This is a genomic window from Maribacter aquivivus, assembly GCF_900142175.1.
In the GTDB taxonomy this organism is placed as follows: Bacteria; Bacteroidota; Bacteroidia; order Flavobacteriales; family Flavobacteriaceae; genus Maribacter; species Maribacter aquivivus.
The window spans coordinates 1,751,814-1,770,329 of record NZ_FQZX01000001.1; the positions used below are offsets into that span (position 1 = coordinate 1,751,814).

Below are 18,516 nucleotides of genomic sequence, written 5' to 3' on the forward strand. Positions count from 1 at the left end.
TAGAACAATTTAATTATTGATTAGCATTTTTCTGATTAGCGATATTTTTAATCATGCCACCAAAAATGAAATAGTGTAACGGTACTATGCTGTACCAATATAATCTACCTCTTAAACCACGTGGTCTAAAGGTTGCAGTTTGATGTAGCACATTGTCTTCATCAATTTTAAACTCTAACCAAGCTTCGCCTGGTAGTTTCATTTCGGCAAATAGCAGTAGTCTCTTTGCCTTTTTATCGGCTAATAATACCCGCCAAAAATCTAGTGAATCACCAGCAAATATTTTATGAGCATGCGTTCTGCCACGTCTTAAGCCAACACCGCCAGAAAGCTTGTCCAAAAATCCACGAATTTTCCATAGCCAATTGCCATAATACCATCCAGTTTCACCGCCAATGCTCCAAATACGTTCTAAAACTTCCTCAGGATTTGAAATTTTTACTTGTTTATAATCCTTAAGTACTCCAAATTTGGGGACTTGTATATGCTTTTCAAGATTATCTACAAATCGTCCGCTAATCATACTATCCTTCCAACTACTTATTACTAAGTTTTGTTCGATTTTTTTAAAGGCTAAATCAATTGCTTCTTTGTAGGTGTGTGGAGTAATGCCAAGAATATCTTGTAATCGTGTGTCTTTTGCCACTACTTCAATCTTCATACTATCTACCAGATTCAAAGCTAGTTTGTATGAGGTTGAGGTTACAAAATATAACCAGTAAGAAGATAGTTTAGGGGTCATAACTGGTACGGTCCATATCCAGTTTTTAAATCCTCTAACTTCTGCATATCTATGTAGCATTTCTTTATAGGTCATTACATTGGGTCCGGCAATGTCGAAAGAGTCGTTATACGTTTTTTCATTTCCTAATACACCTGTTAGAAATGCAATGACATCACGTATGGCAATAGGTTGCGTTTTTGTTAATACCCATTTCGGCGTAATCATCACAGGTAATTTTTCGCACAAATCACGAATAATTTCAAAAGAAGAACTTCCAGATCCTACAATGATACCAGCTCTTAGTACCGTTAATTTGAAATTACCTCGATATAAAATATCTTCTACATTTTTTCTAGATTGTAGGTGTTTGGAAAGGTTGTTGTCATTCACAATTCCGCTCAAATAAATTACTTGTTTAATTTGAGTTTCAGCAACATACTTGTTGAAGTTTTCAGCAGTTTTAGCCTCCATTTCATCAAAGTCTTGTGTTGACGAACTCATAGAGTGAATTAGAAAATAGGCAGCATCAATGTCTTTTGGTACTGCATTTTCTTTAGGTTCTTCTAGAAAGTCAATTTCAATGACATCTATTTGTTGCCTAGTCTCTTTATCTACAGAAAGTCTGGTTTCATCTCTTACAGCACAGACAATCTCATGCCCCATTTCTAAAAGCTGCGGTAGTATGCGCATACCTATATAACCATTGGCTCCTGTAAGTAGTATTTTCATTATTTAGGTATTTCGTACATTTTAAAAATGTAATAAAGTGGCGCAATGGTTACAAATGCAACAATGAGTGCGGTGATGATGGTGAAGTTAAAACCCAAGTTTACTTCGAAAGCTTGTGTAATAATTTCTATTAGTATAGGTGTTAGCATTATTGATATGGCTAGGCTTAAATAAACCAACATCTGTAAAGACATTTTATAAAGTTTAGGAGCATTTCTTTCGGATACATTGACAGGATAATTCATGTTACTAGGTTTTACCTTTTTTATTACAAGGTTTAGCAAGAAATAAATTATCAAAGTCAACACAGGAAATGTCCAAATAGAATCTTTAGAACCATAACCATTAATTTCTCCTTTAAAATTAAAATGACTGGGAATTTTATTTGGTAAATCAATGTAAAAAATTGCAACAAGTATAAAATTTAGAAAGACGATAAACCACCCTAGCCGTAAGAGGTTAAGTTGATTTTTAGTTGGTTTTATATCTGCTTTAGGTAAATTCATAAATCTTCAATAGAGGTTGGTGCGTTATCAGCTTTGTAGGCTAGTATTTTCTTAAAGAATTTCTGAACAGCTTTGGTGTCAGATTCCACTTTTATAAAATGGTTGTCGCGGTATATGGAATATACTGATGCTTCGCCCTTATACATTGATAGTTTGTAATAGGGTATTACCAATACATATGATTCTAAAAGCGATCTAAAACCAACAATAATACCTTTGGGTCTCATTTCAATATTACAGACATCTCTATTATTGTCCAGAATTAGTAGATTTCGTATCTCAACACTTGTATTTGTAATAATGAGTTTAGGGGAGCCAATACCACCCATTGCCCAACGTTCTTTCAATGTAAAAGGCTTGCCTACCTGATCGTCGATTTTTCTGGTAATCTCTTTATTCTTGTAAGAAACGTTCGTGAGCATGCGTATTTAATTGCATTGTTTTTATTAAAGTTAAACAAATGGTGAATGAATGCCGAATCTGTTTACCTTAAAAGCCTAAAAAATGATTAGTTTTGCAGCCTTAATTAAACGTTTTGGTGAATATTCAAGAGGTACTATCAGATAAAGTAAAAGAAGCGGTAAAATCTATTTTTGACAAGGAATTGCCAAATGTAGAATTTCAACCTACCCGTAAAGATTTTGAAGGAGATGTCACGATAGTGGTTTTCCCAATGTTGCGCGTGGTAAAGGGGAATCCTGTTCAAATTGGTGAGCAAATTGGTGCTTACTTGCAAGAACATGTAGATGCTGTTGCTGGTTTTAATGTGATTAAAGGATTCTTGAATATCGTTATCAATGATGGTTTCTATTTAGATTTTTTCAATTCGATTTTTTCAGAGAAGAATTTCGGATTTGTAAAAGAGTCTGATGATGCGGTTATGGTAGAATATTCTTCTCCGAATACCAATAAGCCATTGCACCTTGGGCATATTCGTAATAATTTATTAGGATATTCTGTTGCTGAAATTTTAAAGGCATCTGGTAAGAAAGTGTACAAAACTCAGATTATTAATGACCGCGGAATTCATATTTGTAAAAGTATGGTGGCTTGGCAGAAATTCGGAAACGGAGAAACACCTGAATCTACAGGTCTTAAAGGAGATAAGCTAGTCGGTAATTATTATGTGGCTTTTGATAAAGCGTACAAAGAACAAATAGCAACATTAGTAGCTGAAGGTACTGACTTGAAAGTAGCGGAAAAAGAAGCGCCTATTTTGCTAGAAGCTAAAGAAATGCTTTTGAAATGGGAAGCTGGAGATGCCGAAACAGTAGCACTTTGGAAAACCATGAACGGATGGGTGTACAAAGGTTTTGAGGTTACTTACAAGAATTTAGGAGTCGATTTTGATAACCTTTACTATGAAAGTGATACCTACCTTTTAGGTAAAGATGTTGTTGCTGAGGGATTAAAAAAAGGAGTTTTCTTTAAAAAAGAAGATGGTAGTGTTTGGATAGATTTAACCGAAGACGGGCTAGATGAGAAAATTGTTCTTCGTTCAGATGGTACTGCGGTTTACATGACCCAAGATATTGGTACAGCGATACAACGTGTAAAAGACCACCCAGATGTAAATGGTATGGTGTACACTGTTGGTAATGAGCAAGATTACCACTTTAAAGTATTATTCTTAATACTACAGAAACTTGGTTTCTCTTGGTCTAAAAAACTACATCACCTAAGTTATGGTATGGTAGATTTACCTAGCGGAAAAATGAAAAGTAGAGAAGGTACTGTTGTTGATGCCGATGATTTAATGGCTGATATGACCCAAACTGCCGCTACAATTTCTGAAGAGCTAGGTAAGCTTGAAGATTATAATGAAACCGAAAAGCAATCGCTTTATAAAATGATTGGTTTAGGTGCTTTAAAATATTACATATTAAAAGTAGATCCTAAGAAACGAATCTTATTTGACCCTGAAGAGTCGGTAGATTTTCAAGGGAACACTGGTCCGTTTATTCAATACACTTATGCACGTATTCAGTCTATCTTAAGAAAGGCAGAAAGCATGGCTATCGATATTTCTAAGGATGCCAAGGTTACAGAATTACACGGAAAAGAAAAGGAGTTGATTAAGCAACTTCAAATTTTCCCAGATATCATTCAATTAGCTGCGGAGAATTATAGTCCTGCATTGATAGCTAATTATACTTATGATTTGGTAAAAGAATTTAATTCGTTCTACCAGCAAGTTTCCATACTTGGGGAATCTGACGATGAGAAAAAAGTTTTACGTGTTCAGTTATCTAAGAAAGTTGCTGAGGTTATACAAGATGCATTCAAATTATTGGGTGTTGAGGTGCCTGAGCGTATGTAATTTTAAAAACTGATACGTATGCTTGCATTAGGAGTTATGCCTAATGATAAGCGTTCTATAGTTTCAATGGTGCTATCATTTTGTAGTCTGTAATAGGTATTCAATGTGTTTCGCCTATTGGTGAAATTTAATACCGATACTCCAAAAATAGCATTCGTTTTATCACCTATTTTTAAGGTGTAATTTGCTGAAGCATCTGCCCTAAAGTATTCGGGTAGTCTACTGCTATTGGGCTCTTCGTAATTTATTTCGGTAGGGAAAACGGTTTCATTAATAGGTTCGTTCTCGTTAGGTTGTGTAAAGGGTTTTCCTGATTTGTAATTTAAACCAACACCTAATTTAAGATCACCGATGGTATAGTTGCCAGCTAGGGTGATTGCATGCCTAACATCTAAATTGTTCGGAAAAGTAGCCGGTGCCAAAACATCAAACGTATAATCGTTTTTATTATAGGTGTAACTAAACCAAGCACTGTAATGGTTGTTCTTTGTGTTAATTAAAAATTCTGCGCCCTTAATTGCATATGAGCCAATCTCGCCATTAAATTGATTCTGATTTTGGAAACCTTGCGTGTATACATTTATACCGTTTACTTCTTTGTAAAAAGCATCTATACCTACATATAATTTATTGGTGTCATAATTAAAACCAATAGAGCCTTGCTTACTTTTGGTGATGGGTAGGGCGTCACCGTCAGAAAGAATCCATCTTCTTTTCTCTATGCCTAGAAAGTTTTGTTCTAGGTCAATAATCTGATTGGTAACCTGACTCTTATATTCCCCCAATATCTCAGTTTTAAAATTAGGGAGTAGCTCATAGCTGATATTAATGCGAGGTTCAAAAATGTATTCTTGAAACGTATCAAGGTTTTCTATATGGTTTAATCGACCTCCAATGAACCCAGTTAATTTCTCATCTTCTGAGCTATAGGCGATTTCACTGAATAATCCGTGTTTACGTATTACGCCTTTTATATTGCTTGCAAACGGTGGTTGATTAACATTGGTGGTGTTTTCAATTCCTGTTTCGGTAAATTCATAACCGTTCATCCAATTTATATGATTTCCTAATTTGTAATAGGTGGTGAGTTTTATATTCGATTCTTTTACTAGATTATTTTGTTCTAACTGCTGCGCATCATTGTTAGATATGGATAGGGCATCTAGGTCGTATTGCGTGTAATAGAAACTTAATTGAGACGAAAAATCATCTGTCCATTCGCTTTGTAATTCACCACCAATAGAAAAATTATCCTGATTCAAATTACTTCTGTTTGGAGCAAGTGTATCATTAGCTGTTTCAATATAATTAAGATTATTGCTCATATTTATTAAGCTGACACTTGCTTTATGGTACGGATTGATTTCATACATAAACTTAGCTGTGAAATCATAGAAATAGAATTCACTTTCACTATTTACTTCGGTATCTTGAAATGCTTTTTCTGAAAATTTAGTGTACGTGGGTGTGTTTAAGAAATCGGTATATGATCGGCGGGCAGAAACTTGTACTGCCATGTTATCTTGAATCGGGATTACTCCAAAAACATCTCCAGAAATTAAATTGAATCCAGCTCCTCCACTGAAATTTAAAGGTAAATCTTGTGTGGTACGCATGCTCAAAGTTCCGCTAATACCGTCACTATATAGGGCAGATGTACCATTTTTGATGATGGTTACTTTTTCTGTAACGTACGGATTGAATGCTGATATTAATCCGAAAAAATGTCCGGTTTGGTACATTTTTATTCCGTCCCAAAGAATAAGATTCTGGTCGTTTGTTCCGCCTCGTATGTTGATGTCAGATACGGTTTCATCAACACTTTTAATTCCCGGTAAAGCTTGTACAGTCTGCAGAATATCGGGTTCACTAACTCCCGGTAGAATTCCGAATGCTGAGGGATACAATTCGATACTTGCGTTATTAAGTTTTTTAAGTCCCGTCGTTAAAAATTGGGTGACAACGACTTCATCTAACTCTTGATAGCTGAGTGCCATGGCAATGGTTTTGCACTCGGTGGTTTTTACAAGTTCTTTCGCTTCAATAAAAATGGGCTTATAGCCAAGGTGTTTTATATGCACTAATGAATTTAAGGGGACATTTTCAAAGCTGAATGAACCATTACCATCTGTAATGCCAGATAAGTTAGATTCATAAATTTCAACCGTGGCACCAGGAATATTGTTTTCTTCAAAATTGTCGAAAACAAAACCACAAATAGAAATAGTGGTAGTTTTGGTTAAGGTGTAATAACGGTCGTTTAATTTATTAATGCTAAATCCGGTTGCTTCATGTAGTTCGTTGAGAATGTTGTCAAGAGAATTAGATGAAGGTTTCTCAATGAAAACCATATCCACATCAGTATCTGCAAAGGAGAATTTCACATCAAACGTAGCTTCTAATTCAGACAAGAAATCGCGTAATGGAATGCTATTTTTTGTTGTGGTTTGGGCATAACTAGTCCCACTGAAAATCAGTAAGAAAAATAAGGTGATAAGAGTATTAAGGTGCTTCTTCAGCATAGAACAGCACTTTGTTCCCATCTAAGTTAAACTTAATTTGTAAAGGAACGCTAATGCTCTTGATGGCAAGTTCTAAGTTTTCGTTGCTAAATGAGCCTGTAAAAAGTTGAGCAGTATCAATACCTTTAGCGTTAACATCAACATTAAATTGTCGTTGTAACTCATCTAAAACATAGTGTAGCGGAATACTTTTAAAAGAACTTTCTTTTGCTAACCAAGTTGGTTCGCTATTAACCATAGCTTTAGATAGGGTGCTTTTGCCATTAATAGTCAATAATGAATTGCCTGCGGGTAACTTAGTTTCCTCACCGTTGATGGTTACACTTACCAAGCCTTCAAAACAGGTAACCTCAAAATAGTCTTCTCTGGTTTCTACATTGAACTGAGTTCCTAACACGGTTACTAATCCTTCAGAAGTTTCTACTGTAAATTTTTTCCCTTTCGCTACTTTAAAATATGCTTCACCTTTTAGGTCTACATTTCTATTGGAATCCCATTTTTTCTCATTGAAAGTCAATTCAGATTCGGCATTCAAGATAACTTCAGAGGCATCTGGTAAAGTGATTGATTTATTCTCAGCGTAATCTGTAGTAAAAGATTTATTTAATGTGCTTAAATAAAAGAATGACCCAGCAAGCAATACAGCCACTACAGCGGCTACACGAAGAAATTTCTTAAAAGGTGATAGTATGAATACCTTTGTTTCTTCTTCGGTCTTCGTCTGATCAATAGATTCCCATGCTTTATCCATATCAAATTCAGGAGATTCTAAGCGAGCGGAAGAATCTTTAATTTTCTGATATGTTTCATAAGCTTCAGACTTTTTGAACTCCGCCAACTCGGCTTCTGTCAATTCATCATTAAGCCATTTTGCTAAGTAATTGTCTTGCATATTTTTAGCTTTGTATTAGTATAACAACTGAGTATTAGATTACCCTACTTTATATATTAAGTATTAAGTATTAATTAAAAAGTACTAAGTAAAAAGTTTTATTTTCAACAACCAACAACCAACAACCAACAACCAACAACCAATTAAATTCCATCAATTTGCTCTCTCAAACTTTTAAGTGCTAAATGCATCCTTTTTTCTATTGCTTTGACGCTTACACCTTCCATTTCTGCTATTTCGGCATATTTTTTTCCGTCTATCCTATTTAATAAAAAAGTAGTGCGTTGATTTTCAGGTAGACTATTCAATGCGTTGTCCAATTTTTCTTTGAACTGATTTTCCTCCATAATAAACTCCGGAGATTCATTGGTGGTCTTTAAAGTAGCATCGGCATATTTTAACCGAACCCTTTCTGCCTTAATTACATTAAGGTACAGATTATTGGCTACCGTATATAAATATGATTTCGCTTTTTCTGGTGCTACCTTGGCGCAATTCTCCCACAGCTTTACAAATGCTTCTTGTACGGCATCGTTCGCTTTTTCTTCATTACCAAATTTGTAATAAATATAATTGAAGATGGTTTTAGACGTTTCGTTAAAAACCCTTTTGTAAACCTGCTCTTCGCATACATTTAGTTGTTGGTCTGTTTTCAATAGATTGCTTTTTATCAAAGATATTTGAAAATAAATTAAAAAGAAGGTAGGGTATTTTTAAAGTCGGTTGTTTTAGAAACATAATAACAAACAATACCAAGTCATTATGAAAAAGATTTTTAACTATGCAATGTATGTTAGCCTACTAACAATTGCTCTGAGCTTTACTGCTTGTCAAGATGAGATCGAAGAAATTAATAACGGTGAAGAGCCAACTGCAATAACAGCAAATTCTTCAACTGCAGATTTAATTCAACGCACCAGTTCTAATGATGGTTCTTGCGATAATATCGTTGATGGTACAAGTTGTTATGAAATCAATTTTCCGTATACGGTTCAGGTTAATGGAATAACGCTTACTATAGATTCAGAAGAAGATATTGAGCAAATAGAGACCATTTTTGATAGTATAGACGATGATGAAAATCTTCTAAATATCATTTTTCCTATAACAATTACTGCGGGTGACTTCTCTGAAATTACCATTAACGGGTTAGATGAGTTACGTTTATTAGCTGCAGATTGTAAAGAAGGCGGCGAAGATGATGATATAGAATGTATAGATTTTGTATATCCTATGACGATGTTCACTTTTAATGTCAACTTAGAGCAGACCAATACTGTTGAGGTGGCTAGTGATCGCGAGTTGCGTTTGTTTTTCAAAGATTTAGGCGATGATAATTTAATAAGTTTTGATTTTCCTGTGACTTTACAATTGTCTGATGAAACCACCATCGTAGTGGATAGTAATGAAGAATTAGCAATTGCTATTGAGAATGCTAAAGACGATTGTGATGAAGATGACGATGATGATTACAATGATGATGATTTTGATGATGATGAATTCAAAGAGGAATTAATAGAGTGTGTGTGGTTCGTAACAGAGTTTAAAAGAAACGATGTTGAACAGACTCCGCAATACGTAAACTACATTTTAAACTTTAAAGAAGACGGTACGGTTAGTACTGGTTTTAACGGTGCAACTGTAATTGAGGGTACTTGGAGCACAACGGTTGATGATGATGGTGCCAAACTTACCATGGAATTTGAAAATTCTACCGATTTTAACCTAGAATGGAATGTTTACGATTTAGGAGATTATAAAATTAAATTATATAGTGGCGATAGTGACCGAGTAGTTATGAAGCAATTCTGTGATGAAGATTTACAGCCGGTAACTGCTGAAAGCATTACAGAAACGTTGAGCGATTGTTCATGGAATATTAAAAGGTTGAAAAATAACGGTGATCAAATTAATGGATTACTAGGTGCTGAGCTAGAATTTCAAGCAGAAGGTGTTCTAACCCTTACTAATGATGCTAGAGTTTCTGAAGGTACTTGGGAGGTGACTACTAATCAACAAGGTAGGTGGGTAGTAGCCATGACAATGAGCGACGAGACAACGGTAAGTTTTGATTGGTTATTGACGGATCTTAAAGACGGAATTGTAAAATTCAATGTAGAAGAGGAATTCTATGAACTAGTGATTGTTGAAAAATGTATCGCCGATAACGATGAAGAAGAAGAAGATATCACCTTCATTAAAAGCATATTCAATAATACAGAATGGGATGTGGCTTACTTCGCAGAAAATGATGATGAGTCTACAGAGCTTTTTGCAGATGTAAAATTATACTTAGAAAATGACGGCACTCTAGAGGTTAGAAACTTAAACGGAGAAGTCTATAGCAATGGCATGTGGTTTGTATATAGAAATACATTTAGCGGTAAGTTAGAAATGATTATTTCTTTTGAAACAGGTAGTAATTATGAGCCATTAGCAAATGATTATCAGATTCTAGAGATAGATGAAATGAGAATTGAGCTTAAACATGAAAATGAGACTGGTTTATATGACCATTTAGTTTTAGAAAGATAGTAAGATTAGAACATCCAGAAATATGCCGTTAACAGTAAAGAGTTGGGCCTCGTTGGCGGTATTGATGGAGGTTTTAGTAGAGGAGTTTATGAAAATGTAATTCCTTTTTTGCCCCACAAGTAACTTTAGAGCATCCATTTTTTTAATGGGTGCTCTTTTGTTTTGTTATTTTATGGTACTTGCTACTGATTTTACGCTGATATTATTAAATTTGTAACCCCTTAAAAAAGAAAAGAATGTTCGATAATTTAAGCGATAAGCTAGATAAGGCCTTACATGTACTAAAAGGACATGGTCAGATTACAGAAATTAATGTTGCAGAGACTACCAAAGAAGTACGCCGAGCCTTATTAGATGCGGATGTTAACTTTAAAATAGCCAAAGAATTTACCAATAGGGTAAAAGAGAAGGCATTGGGGCAAGATGTATTGACCACCTTACAACCTGGTCAGTTAATGGTTAAGATTGTAAAAGATGAATTAACTCAATTAATGGGTGGTGAGTCTGAAGGTATTAATCTATCTGGCAATCCTTCTATTATTTTAATGTCTGGTTTACAAGGTTCTGGTAAGACTACCTTTTCTGGTAAGCTTGCAAATTTCCTAAAAACTAAAAAATCTAAAAAACCATTATTGGTTGCCTGTGATGTTTATCGTCCGGCGGCAATAGATCAATTGCATGTAGTAGGTGAGCAAATTGATGTTCCTGTATATTCTGATAGAGAAAATACTGATCCGGTTTCTATTGCTCAAGCAGGTATTGCTAAGGCAAAGGCAGAAGGTTTTAATGTTGTTATTATTGATACCGCTGGTCGTTTAGCTGTTGATGAGAAAATGATGGCAGAGATATCTGACATCCATAAAGCTATACAACCTCAAGAGACTTTGTTCGTAGTAGATTCTATGACGGGTCAAGATGCTGTAAATACGGCAAAAGCCTTTAATGATATCTTGAATTTTGATGGGGTTATCTTAACCAAATTAGATGGTGATACCCGTGGTGGTGCCGCTATATCTATTAAATCGGTTGTTGATAAGCCTATTAAGTTTATTGGTACTGGTGAAAAGATGGAAGCTATTGATGTTTTCTATCCGTCACGTATGGCAGATCGTATCTTGGGTATGGGTGATGTTATTTCACTTGTAGAAAGAGCGCAAGAGCAGTTTGATGAAGAAGAGGCTAGAAAGATTCAAAAGAAGATTGCCAAGAATAAATTCGGATTCGATGATTTCCTGAGCCAAATTCAGCAAATCAAGAAGATGGGTAATATGAAAGACCTTATGGGGATGATTCCTGGTGCAGGAAAAGCCTTAAAAGGTTTGGATATTGATGATGATGCCTTTAAGCATATTGAAGCAATTATTTATTCAATGACACCAGAAGAACGTTCTACACCTTCTAAATTAAATGCTAGTAGAAAAAAACGTATTGCAAAAGGTGCAGGAAGAGAAGTTCAGGAAATCAACCAGCTTTTAAAGCAATTTGATCAAATGAGCAAGATGATGAAAATGATGCAAGGCGGCGGCGGTAAGAAGATGATGCAGATGATGGGCGCTATGAAAGGAATGAAATAACAACCAAACAACACAACTTAAAAAGAAGCGGATATGGAATTATTGGATGGTAAAAAAGTATCCAACGAAATAAAAGAGGAGATCAAGGCAGAGGTTGCCAAGATGAAAGAACGTGGTGAAAAAGTACCACACTTGGCAGCAATTATTGTTGGTAGTGATGGTGCTAGTTTAACCTATGTAGGTAGTAAAGTGCGCTCTTGTGAGCGTATAGGTTTTGAATCTACTTTAATTCAAATGCCTAGTACCACTTCTGAGCAAGAATTATTGAACAAGATTAAAGAACTGAACGTTGATGATGATATTGACGGTTTTATTGTTCAATTGCCTTTACCAGAGCAAATAGATACCCAAAAGGTGATTATGGCCGTGGATCCAGATAAGGATGTTGACGGATTTCACCCTACCAATTTTGGTAAAATGGCGTTAGATATGAGTACGTTCATACCTGCTACTCCGTTTGGGATTCTTGAATTGTTGGAACGCTACAAGGTAGATACAAAAGGTAAACACACCGTAGTAATTGGTCGTAGCCATATTGTAGGAAGACCTATGAGTATTCTAATGGGTAGAAAAGGATGGCCAGGTAACTCGACCGTAACACTTACTCATAGTCACACTAAAAATATTACCCAAATTATTTCACAAGCAGATATTGTTATCTCTGCATTAGGAGTTCCTAAATTCTTGAAAGCAGAAATGGTAAAAGATGATGCTGTTGTAATTGATGTGGGTATTACTAGAGTGCCAGACGAGACTAAAGAAAAAGGATATTATATTACGGGTGATGTTGATTTTGAAAATGTAAGCAAAAAAGCATCGTTCATTACTCCTGTACCTGGTGGGGTTGGTCCTATGACCATTGCAATGCTATTGAAAAATACATTGTTGGCCCGTGAGAGACATAGAAGTAGAAACTAGTTTTTATAAAAATTATAAAATGAGCTTTGCAATACTATTGCGAGGCTTTTTTTATGATGGTAATTTCTTGATTGTCATTCCAGTTTCAGTAGTGTCATTTGGTGTTAAGATGTCAATGTCATTGCTGTCATCATAATCACAACTTGCCATTATTGTTATCGAAATTCCGATTAATGAAATGTATAGTAATTTTTTCATATTATAGGTTTTTGGGTGTAATGCAAAAAGCTCATGTATATAAAACGTTGAAATGTTAGTCTTGGTATTTGATGTGATTATAGAATACTGTACCTTTTGTGAAACATTTATCCTTATGAGAAAAAATCTTTTGGTTCTAGTGGTCGTAGCTTTTATAATGGGGTGTTCAGAACCTCCTAAATTAGAGCATAAGTTTACAATTGATGTAAGTTATTCAGCTGAGGTAGATTCATTAGCAAAAGATGGTCGTTTGCTGCTTATGCTTTCTTCCGACGATAGTGATGAACCAAGGTTTCAAATTAATGACGGACTCAATACGCAACTGATTTTCGGTATGAATGTGGAGAATTGGGCTAAAGATTCTGTGTTGACTTTTGATGAAAATGTATTTGGTTATCCATATGAAAGCTTAAAAGATGTACCACCGGGGGAATATAATGTGCAGGCACTTTTAAACGTGTATGAAACTTTTAACCTTTCTACTGGTCATACGGTAAAGTTGCCAATGGATAATGGTGAAGGTCAGCAATGGCAAAAATCACCGGGTAACTTATATAGTAAGCCTTTTAAAATTAGAGTAGCCAGTAACGGCTTTGAAAATGTGTCGGTCGATTTAAATCAGGTGATTCCACCAATTGAAGAGCCAGAAGATACCAAATGGATAAAACATGTAAAGGTGAAGTCAGAAAAACTTTCTGAGTTTTGGGGTCGCGATATTTTCTTAGGAGCCCATGTATTGCTCCCTAAAGGATTTGAAGAACATCCGGAAGCTAAGTATCCCCTAATGGTATTCCACGGCCATTTTCCATCAGATTTTGGCGGATTCAGAACTACGCCTCCAGATCCTAAAATGAAACCAGAGTATTCTGAACGATTTAGTTTAGAGGGTTATAATGTTATTGAACAGCAAGAAGCCTATGATTTTTATAAGCGATGGAACGAGCCAGATTTTCCTCGTTTTATCATTATTGAGATTCAGCATCCTACACCATATTATGATGATTCTTATGCCGTAAACTCCGCTAATCAAGGTCCGTATGGCGATGCTATTACCTATGAACTTATCCCTGAAATAGAAAAACAGTTTAGGGGAATGGGAGAGGGGTGGTCTCGTTTTCTTTATGGTGGATCAACCGGTGGTTGGGAAGCTTTGGCGGTACAGGTAAAATATCCAGATGAGTATAATGGTTGCTTTGCGGCTTGCCCAGACCCTATAGATTTTAGAGCGTATACCTTAACCAATATCTATGATGATGAAAATGCCTATTTCTACAAGAGTGCTCATAAAACTTTAGAAGTACCATCGCATCGTAATTACTTAGGGCAAATTCAATCAACATTAAGACAGGGTAATCATTTAGAATTGGTATTAGGCGATAAATCTAGGTCAGGTCAGCAATGGGATATTTGGGAAGCAACTTATTCTCCCCAAGGTAAAGATGGTTATCCGCAGAGAATTTGGGATAAAAAGACTGGCGATATCAACCCTAAGGTAGCTGAATATTGGAAAGAGAATTTCGATTTAAGACATATTCTAGAACGCGATTGGGATAAGTTGGGCGATAACCTAAAAGGAAAAATCCATATCTATTGTGGCGATATGGATAATTACTACTTAAATAACGCAGTGTACCTAATGGAAGATTTCTTGGAGAGTACTACAGATCCTTATTATGAAGGAGAGGTGTTGTATGGAGATCGAGACGAACATTGTTGGAACGGAGATCCGGATCAACCGAACGCTATTACGCGTTTAAGATATAACAGTATGTACGTTCCTAAGATTATGGAACGTATAGAGAAAAGTGCACCAAAAGGAGCAGATTTAACGAGTTGGAGGTATAAATAAGACACAAGGTTTAGACATGAAGTACAGAAGATTTGGAAGAACAGATTGGCAAGTAAGTGAAGTAGGATACGGAATGTGGGGAATGGCTGGTTGGACGGCTAGTGACGATGCCCAATCTGCAAAATCGTTGGACTTGGCAGTTGAAAACGGAGTCAATTTCTTTGATACCGCTTGGGGTTATGGAGAAGGACATAGTGAGGAGCTGTTGGGTGAGTTGGTAAAAAGACATCCTTCTAAGAAGCTATATACGGCAAGTAAGATTCCACCAAAAAACTTTCAATGGCCAGCAAAACCTGAATATGCTTTTGAAGATTCTTATACCACAGAGCATATTATGGAATACACTCATAAGACTCTGAAGAATTTAGGGTTAGAGCAAATAGACCTTATGCAATTCCATACATGGGATGATGGTTGGAGCGATAGGGAAGAATGGCAACGCGCTATTGAAGATTTAAAGACTTCAGGTAAAGTAGTGGCAATGGGTATTAGTATGAACCGTTGGGAGCCTGAAAATGGTATAAAAGCTCTAAAAACAGGATTGTTAGAAGCTGTACAGGTCATTTACAACATATTCGATCAAGCGCCAGTAGATAACTTGTTTCCGCTTTGTAAAGCGCTAGATATAGCAACCATTGCGCGTGTACCTTTTGATGAAGGTACATTGACAGGAACTATGACGAAAGAAACTACGTTCCCTGAAGGCGATTGGCGTGGCACTTATTTTGTACCTGAGAATTTGATTTCTTCGGTAGAACATGCCGATGCTTTAAGACCATTAATTCCTGAGGGAATGACCATGGCAGAAATGGCGCTTCGTTTTATTTTAATGAATGATAATGTTGATACTACTATACCTGGTATGCGTAAGCAACGTAATGTGTTGGCTAATACTGCAACTAGTGATGGTAAATTACTATCTATTGAACTGTATGAAGAATTAAAAAAGCACCGTTGGGATAGAGTGCCAACTTCTTGGTCGCAGTAGTGATTTATTGATGTTTATCAATTTCTTTATATAGTAACTTAATAATTAAGCTATCTTTTTTCTTTTCTAAAAGCCAGTTGTCTACTACAGTTTTGAATACGGTGTCTTTTGGAAGAAGATATCCAAAATCAAAACTGTTGAATGGGGCATTTGGATTTACCGCAGCTAGTTCTTTATGAATTTGTTGTTGAATTAATGTTTCAATCGCATCTGTGACCATTACATCTGCTTCATTATCTACCAATTTTTGAAAAATACTAAGATTGTCTTCGTTAAGAATTAGCGTAGCTTTTGGGAAATTTGCCCTTGCAAAAGCTTCATTGGTGCCGCCAGGATTAAAAATAACTCTTACCTCTTTGTTATTAATTTTTTCAATTGAATTATATTTTAATGCATTCTCATCTCTAGTAATAGCAGCTTTACCACTTGAATATACTGGTATACTAAAAAAGGATATTTTTTTTCTTTTAGGAGTAATTGTAACTCCGCACATACCAATATCAAATTTATTTTCCATTAAATCTGACATTAGTGTTGGCCAGCTAGTTTCAATGAATTCAACTTTTACACCTAAAGATTTTGCTAAATCCTTTCCCATTTTTATATCAATTCCGGTATAGTTGCCGGTTGAATCTACTATATATGAAAAAGGCTTAAAATCACCAGTTGTTCCAACTCTTAAAGTTTGTTTTTGGTAAATGTTATTTAGTATATCAGAACCACTTTCAATACTGTTAACAGTGTATTTTTCTGAATTGGATAGTTTTGGGCTACATCCTATTTCAAAGCAGATTACTATAGTAAATAATAATATTTTTAAATAGTGGTCAAAAGTTTTAAACATAAGTATTTGTCTATTTAGCAAACAACTGTCCCATATCTTTAAAAGCTTTAAACTCTAAAGCATTGCCAGCTGGGTCATAAAAAAACATGGTAGCTTGTTCACCAACTTTACCTTCAAAACGAACATATGGTTCAATGACGAACTTTACACCTTTTGATTTCAGCTCTTCTGAAAAGCTTTGAAAAGTATCCCACGGTAAAACTACTCCGTAATGCGGTACTGGTACATCATGACCATCTACAGGATTATGGTGAACGCTTTCCGTCTCAGATTTAGGTTTATAATGTATCACCAATTGATGTCCGAATAAATTGAAATCTACCCAGTGGTCACTACTACGACCTTCTTCGCAATTCAAAATATCTCTGTAAAAAGTTCTGCATTCCGCTAAATTATGAACGGGAATGGCAATATGGAAAGGTGTTACATTTTGCATATGCTATAGATTTAAGTTTTATTCCTGATTTAAAAATTCAACTATTTTATTGTTCACGCCATCTTGGTGCATAGAATGGCCTAAGCCTTCTGTGCTTACCAATTCACTTCCTTTCCAATGTTTATGGACATCCACAGAGGCGTGGTACGGAGCTATCATATCAAACTTGTCATGAAAAAGTAATCCGTTTTTCGTGTTGCTCTGAACAAACTTCGAACTTGAAAATTCCTCAACCGTAAATTTAAATTTATTGTACACTAAGTTTTTCAATGCTTTTAAGACTTTACTATTAAATCCTAGTAAGTTTTTGTAGTGCGTAAGTATTTCATGAAATTCTGATGGTGAGCCTATCGTTACTATTTTTTCTAAAGTTTTGTTTGGGTGTAAAGACTCATTATATAAAACAGTCATACCTCCCATAGAATGTCCTATGACTGTTGTTGGTTTGTATTTATTTAATACCTGCTGTACGGTTTCTGCATAAAGCGGTACATGTAACATATTGCCTGAAGAATACCCATGTGCAGGAGCATCAAAAGCAATAATATTGTAATCTGCCTGCTGTAACCTTTCTATAAGTTTATGCCAGCGCCAGGTATTACTTTCCCAACCATGTACTAGTAAAACAGTTACTTTGTTTCCAGGCCAGTTGTATACTTGAATTTCATTTTGATCTAATGATAATACCTCTAGTTTGGCTTGATCTAAAAATGTCTTTTGATTTGGCAGTACGCGACCTTTTCTAACCTTTGTAAATACTAAAAAAGCCTTGTAAGCGGCTTTCTTTGGAGAAAACCAAACAATTATATTAAAATAGAATCCTATTAATTTAGGTATAAGCTTTTGAAGGAATACTGGCACCTGATAAAATTTTAAAATGTGTAGAAGTTATCCGAAGGATATCAAATTTTAGGGTATTAAGAATATCAATCCCATCCTACCATCATGTATTTTACTTTTGCAGTATCTGGTATTTGTACCTCCTCAATAGTGCTATTGGCATTATATCGAAGGCTCTCAGGTAATTCTTTTTTATCAATAGTAAAATATAGATCACTATCCTTCAGTAATACCACTACATTGTTAATAGCGCTTATGATTTTTTTAATAGGGTAGTTTTCTCGAATTTCTTTGAATGTGCTTAGTTTAGAAATGCCCTTATCGGTAACAAATCGTTCATCATTGACCATTACATTTTGTATGGTAGCAATGCTATCGTTATTTGGAGTTAAGGTCAATAGCAAGGCACCACCTCTTTCAAAAATCTTTATTTTACTAGCACCATTACCGAAATTTAACTTGACGGTATCTTGAACTACTGAGTCTTTTTCGAATATTAATTCAATATCACGTGCTAAGCTTTGCTTAGATAATCTACCAACTTGATCACCAGAGATTTGAAAATCTGTATTCTTCTCTTCTGTGCAGTTTATAAGTAAACCACAACAGAAAACTAATAAAAGGGTATATCTAATCTTCAT

At 35.3% G+C, this 18,516-nt stretch carries 17 protein-coding genes; 6 read left to right on the forward strand and 11 right to left on the reverse strand.

Going from position 1 to position 18,516, the window contains the following annotated elements:
- Nucleotides 1–13: 13 nt before the first annotated feature.
- Genes BUC31_RS07400 through BUC31_RS07410 form a run of 3 tightly spaced genes read right to left on the reverse strand, consistent with a single transcriptional unit; the run spans nucleotide 14 to nucleotide 2,381 of the window.
- The gene (locus BUC31_RS07400; protein WP_073242645.1) at nucleotides 14–1,453 is read right to left on the reverse strand and encodes an SDR family oxidoreductase; all 1,440 of its coding nucleotides are present in this window, start codon (nucleotides 1,451–1,453) and stop codon (nucleotides 14–16) included.
- On the reverse strand, nucleotides 1,453–1,959 hold the full coding sequence (locus BUC31_RS07405) for a DUF1648 domain-containing protein (RefSeq protein WP_073242647.1): 507 nt from the start codon (nucleotides 1,957–1,959) through the stop codon (nucleotides 1,453–1,455). Before BUC31_RS07405 ends, BUC31_RS07400 begins: the two co-directional genes overlap by 1 nt.
- Nucleotides 1,956–2,381 carry a hypothetical protein gene (locus BUC31_RS07410; RefSeq protein ID WP_073242649.1) on the reverse strand — a complete coding sequence of 142 codons (426 nt, stop codon included), beginning with the start codon at nucleotides 2,379–2,381 and terminating at the stop codon, nucleotides 1,956–1,958. Before BUC31_RS07410 ends, BUC31_RS07405 begins: the two co-directional genes overlap by 4 nt.
- A gap of 116 nt (nucleotides 2,382–2,497) precedes the next feature.
- Between BUC31_RS07410 and argS the strand changes: the two genes are divergently transcribed.
- Nucleotides 2,498–4,279 carry an arginine--tRNA ligase gene (gene argS, locus BUC31_RS07415; RefSeq protein ID WP_073242651.1) on the forward strand — a complete coding sequence of 594 codons (1,782 nt, stop codon included), beginning with the start codon at nucleotides 2,498–2,500 and terminating at the stop codon, nucleotides 4,277–4,279.
- Between the two features lie 2 nt (nucleotides 4,280–4,281).
- On the opposite strand, the gene BUC31_RS07420 is transcribed toward argS, so the two are convergent.
- The 3 genes from BUC31_RS07420 to BUC31_RS07430 form a co-directional block, all read right to left on the reverse strand.
- Entirely contained in the window at nucleotides 4,282–6,801 is a 2,520-nt protein-coding gene (locus BUC31_RS07420; protein ID WP_073242653.1) for a TonB-dependent receptor, read from the reverse strand.
- Complete coding sequence (locus tag BUC31_RS07425) at nucleotides 6,782–7,693, reverse strand: FecR family protein (protein ID WP_073242655.1); 912 nt, start codon at nucleotides 7,691–7,693, stop codon at nucleotides 6,782–6,784. Before BUC31_RS07425 ends, BUC31_RS07420 begins: the two co-directional genes overlap by 20 nt.
- Before the next feature lie 143 nt (nucleotides 7,694–7,836).
- Nucleotides 7,837–8,349, reverse strand: coding sequence for an RNA polymerase sigma factor (locus BUC31_RS07430; RefSeq protein ID WP_073242657.1), 513 nt, complete (start codon nucleotides 8,347–8,349; stop codon nucleotides 7,837–7,839).
- Between the two features lie 106 nt (nucleotides 8,350–8,455).
- Here BUC31_RS07430 and BUC31_RS07435 point away from each other — a divergent pair, with 106 nt between their 5' ends.
- The 3 genes from BUC31_RS07435 to BUC31_RS07445 all read left to right on the forward strand — a co-directional run bounded on the left by BUC31_RS07435 (nucleotide 8,456) and on the right by BUC31_RS07445 (nucleotide 12,720).
- Nucleotides 8,456–10,228: a hypothetical protein gene (locus BUC31_RS07435; RefSeq protein WP_073242659.1), complete on the forward strand. Its 1,773-nt coding sequence runs from the start codon at nucleotides 8,456–8,458 to the stop codon at nucleotides 10,226–10,228.
- Between the two features lie 236 nt (nucleotides 10,229–10,464).
- Nucleotides 10,465–11,802, forward strand: coding sequence for a signal recognition particle protein (ffh, locus tag BUC31_RS07440; protein ID WP_073242661.1), 1,338 nt, complete (start codon nucleotides 10,465–10,467; stop codon nucleotides 11,800–11,802).
- A 33-nt stretch (nucleotides 11,803–11,835) separates the two neighbouring features.
- A complete protein-coding gene (locus BUC31_RS07445; RefSeq protein WP_073242663.1) occupies nucleotides 11,836–12,720 on the forward strand; it encodes a bifunctional 5,10-methylenetetrahydrofolate dehydrogenase/5,10-methenyltetrahydrofolate cyclohydrolase in 885 nt (294 codons plus the stop codon).
- Between the two features lie 51 nt (nucleotides 12,721–12,771).
- Here BUC31_RS07445 and BUC31_RS20295 read toward each other — a convergent pair whose 3' ends face one another.
- Nucleotides 12,772–12,918, reverse strand: a complete 147-nt coding sequence (locus BUC31_RS20295; protein ID WP_170861934.1) for a hypothetical protein — start codon at nucleotides 12,916–12,918, stop codon at nucleotides 12,772–12,774.
- A gap of 115 nt (nucleotides 12,919–13,033) precedes the next feature.
- On the opposite strand from BUC31_RS20295, the gene BUC31_RS07450 reads away from it, so the two are divergent.
- Both BUC31_RS07450 and BUC31_RS07455 read left to right on the forward strand, forming a co-directional pair.
- Nucleotides 13,034–14,767 carry an alpha/beta hydrolase-fold protein gene (locus BUC31_RS07450; protein WP_073242665.1) on the forward strand — a complete coding sequence of 578 codons (1,734 nt, stop codon included), beginning with the start codon at nucleotides 13,034–13,036 and terminating at the stop codon, nucleotides 14,765–14,767.
- 16 nt (nucleotides 14,768–14,783) lie between these two features.
- On the forward strand, nucleotides 14,784–15,755 hold the full coding sequence (locus BUC31_RS07455) for an aldo/keto reductase (protein WP_073242667.1): 972 nt from the start codon (nucleotides 14,784–14,786) through the stop codon (nucleotides 15,753–15,755).
- A gap of 4 nt (nucleotides 15,756–15,759) precedes the next feature.
- Here the strand turns inward: BUC31_RS07455 and BUC31_RS07460 are convergent, their stop codons facing one another.
- The 4 genes from BUC31_RS07460 to BUC31_RS07475 all read right to left on the reverse strand — a co-directional run bounded on the left by BUC31_RS07460 (nucleotide 15,760) and on the right by BUC31_RS07475 (nucleotide 18,516).
- Nucleotides 15,760–16,599 carry a transporter substrate-binding domain-containing protein gene (locus BUC31_RS07460; protein ID WP_084134964.1) on the reverse strand — a complete coding sequence of 280 codons (840 nt, stop codon included), beginning with the start codon at nucleotides 16,597–16,599 and terminating at the stop codon, nucleotides 15,760–15,762.
- Between the two features lie 10 nt (nucleotides 16,600–16,609).
- Entirely contained in the window at nucleotides 16,610–17,035 is a 426-nt protein-coding gene (locus BUC31_RS07465) for a VOC family protein (protein WP_073242669.1), read from the reverse strand.
- An 18-nt stretch (nucleotides 17,036–17,053) separates the two neighbouring features.
- Complete coding sequence (locus BUC31_RS07470; RefSeq protein WP_073242671.1) at nucleotides 17,054–17,896, reverse strand: alpha/beta fold hydrolase; 843 nt, start codon at nucleotides 17,894–17,896, stop codon at nucleotides 17,054–17,056.
- 65 nt (nucleotides 17,897–17,961) lie between these two features.
- Nucleotides 17,962–18,516 (reverse strand): hypothetical protein, encoded by a 555-nt coding sequence (locus BUC31_RS07475; protein ID WP_073242673.1) that lies wholly within the window; start codon nucleotides 18,514–18,516, stop codon nucleotides 17,962–17,964.

Bases quoted from the DNA above. Each gene is read 5' to 3' on its own strand.
- BUC31_RS07400 (WP_073242645.1), bottom strand. From the start codon at position 1,453: ATGAAAATACTACTTACAGGAGCCAATGGTTATATAGGTATGCGCATA.
- BUC31_RS07405 (WP_073242647.1), bottom strand. From the start codon at position 1,959: ATGAATTTACCTAAAGCAGATATAAAACCAACTAAAAATCAACTTAAC.
- BUC31_RS07410 (WP_073242649.1), bottom strand. From the start codon at position 2,381: ATGCTCACGAACGTTTCTTACAAGAATAAAGAGATTACCAGAAAAATC.
- BUC31_RS07420 (WP_073242653.1), bottom strand. From the start codon at position 6,801: ATGCTGAAGAAGCACCTTAATACTCTTATCACCTTATTTTTCTTACTG.
- BUC31_RS07425 (WP_073242655.1), bottom strand. From the start codon at position 7,693: ATGCAAGACAATTACTTAGCAAAATGGCTTAATGATGAATTGACAGAA.
- BUC31_RS07435 (WP_073242659.1), top strand. From the start codon at position 8,456: ATGAAAAAGATTTTTAACTATGCAATGTATGTTAGCCTACTAACAATT.
- ffh (WP_073242661.1), top strand. From the start codon at position 10,465: ATGTTCGATAATTTAAGCGATAAGCTAGATAAGGCCTTACATGTACTA.
- BUC31_RS07445 (WP_073242663.1), top strand. From the start codon at position 11,836: ATGGAATTATTGGATGGTAAAAAAGTATCCAACGAAATAAAAGAGGAG.
- BUC31_RS20295 (WP_170861934.1), bottom strand. From the start codon at position 12,918: ATGAAAAAATTACTATACATTTCATTAATCGGAATTTCGATAACAATA.
- BUC31_RS07450 (WP_073242665.1), top strand. From the start codon at position 13,034: ATGAGAAAAAATCTTTTGGTTCTAGTGGTCGTAGCTTTTATAATGGGG.
- BUC31_RS07455 (WP_073242667.1), top strand. From the start codon at position 14,784: ATGAAGTACAGAAGATTTGGAAGAACAGATTGGCAAGTAAGTGAAGTA.
- BUC31_RS07460 (WP_084134964.1), bottom strand. From the start codon at position 16,599: ATGTTTAAAACTTTTGACCACTATTTAAAAATATTATTATTTACTATA.
- BUC31_RS07465 (WP_073242669.1), bottom strand. From the start codon at position 17,035: ATGCAAAATGTAACACCTTTCCATATTGCCATTCCCGTTCATAATTTA.
- BUC31_RS07475 (WP_073242673.1), bottom strand. From the start codon at position 18,516: ATGAAGATTAGATATACCCTTTTATTAGTTTTCTGTTGTGGTTTACTT.